Below are 1557 nucleotides of genomic sequence, written 5' to 3' on the forward strand. Positions count from 1 at the left end.
CAGTCCTTTGCGCATCGAAGTCCCCCGTGCCGAATCAACTTGGCACCAGGGAATCAGAACTCGCTAATTAGGTACAGACCCTAGACAAGCTCAACGCCCTTTTGTCGCGGCACGCCGATTGCTTGGCGATCCTCGGAAGCAGCTACCAGAATGGAAGCTCGCAGCTCCGGCTTGGGGGTTCGAAGCATGTTTTGGTTCGCCAAATCATGATCATAGCATGGTATTTCTCGCTCGCCGCAATTCTCATGTGCGAAACAGATGGAGAGGGCGGTCAGGAGGGAGACTGTTAGTCCCTGACAGCTGGAAAGAGCTGCTGCGGGGATTTCGGATTGCGGTTTAAAAGCTCCACCAAGCCAATGAATGACGTCGAAGAGTTGGAAGCATATCAATGTCGATCCCAATCGATCTGCCCGCTGCGCTAGACCTCGAGGCAATCGAGGTCAACTTGTTTCGCGGCAAATGCCAGAACCGCAGCTTGCAACGAGTGTTCGGCGGCCAACTGATCGCGCAGTCGATGCTCGCGGCATCCCGTTCGGTCGAAAGCCGCCTGGCGCATTCTCTTCATGGCTATTTCATTCAGCAGGGTGACCCGCAGCTTCCGATCCTTTATCAGGTAGAACGCTTGCGCGATGGCAAGAGCTACTCGACCCGACGCGTTACTGCAATTCAGCATGGCCACGCAATCTTCTCCACGATCGTGTCTTTTCATGTCGAAGAGCAGAGCCAGTTTGATCATCAGGACAAAATGCCCGACGTGCCGCCGCCAGAAAAGCTCTCAGCCGAGGAGATAGGTAGGCTGCCGATCTTTCTGCAGATGCCAGATCGCATACGGCGCTACTATGAACCCGATCGTCCGATCGAATTACGTCCAGTCGAATTAGGCCGTTATGTCGGCGAGAAAGTTGACGGCGGGCGCATTCATGTCTGGATCAAGACCGCTGCGCAGCTGCCAGACGATCCGACACTGCATATGTCTGCCCTGGCCTATGCCTCAGATTTGTCGCTGCTCGACGCAGTGATGGCGCGCTATGGCCGTACGCTGTTCGATGGGCGTATGGTATCGGCGAGCCTTGACCACGCAATGTGGTTTCATCGACCGTTTCGGGCCGACGAGTGGCTGCTCTACGCTAAGGATTCGCCGAGCGCGCAGTCTGGGCGTGGGTTCGCGCGTGGCATGATCTTCAAATCTGACGGTACGCTGATAGCGTCCGTTGCCCAGGAGGGCTCGGTGCGCGAGCGCCGCTGAAGTGTCTCACATCTGCTTCAAAGGTCCTCATACCGGTGTCACTATCAGAAATCGGTAATCAGAGGTGAGGGCGAATCGTTTTGGAGTGGCACACCGTTTCTCTACGGGCTATCACTGCTGTGTTGGCTACCGCTACTCCTCTATTCTGGCAGCTCTGAACTGCGGCTTATTGCAACGCTCTAAGAGTCCGAACGAGTAGATGCGACGCATTTAGCTGGCAGATCTATTAGGGTCTGTACCTAATTAGCGAGTTCTGATTCCCTGGTGCCAAGTTGATTCGGCACGGGGACTTCGATGCGCAAAGGACTGTT

General features: G+C 55.4%; 1 protein-coding gene. It reads left to right on the forward strand.

Annotated elements, in window-relative coordinates; all coding sequences use genetic code 11:
• Nucleotides 1-382 precede the first annotated feature (382 nt).
• Nucleotides 383-1246 (forward strand): acyl-CoA thioesterase II, encoded by an 864-nt coding sequence (locus IVB32_RS01070; RefSeq protein WP_247409568.1) that lies wholly within the window; start codon nt 383-385, stop codon nt 1244-1246.
• Nucleotides 1247-1557: the final 311 nt, after the last annotated feature.

Source organism: Bradyrhizobium sp. 23 (assembly GCF_023073295.1).
Taxonomy (GTDB): Bacteria; Pseudomonadota; Alphaproteobacteria; order Rhizobiales; family Xanthobacteraceae; genus Bradyrhizobium; species Bradyrhizobium canariense_D.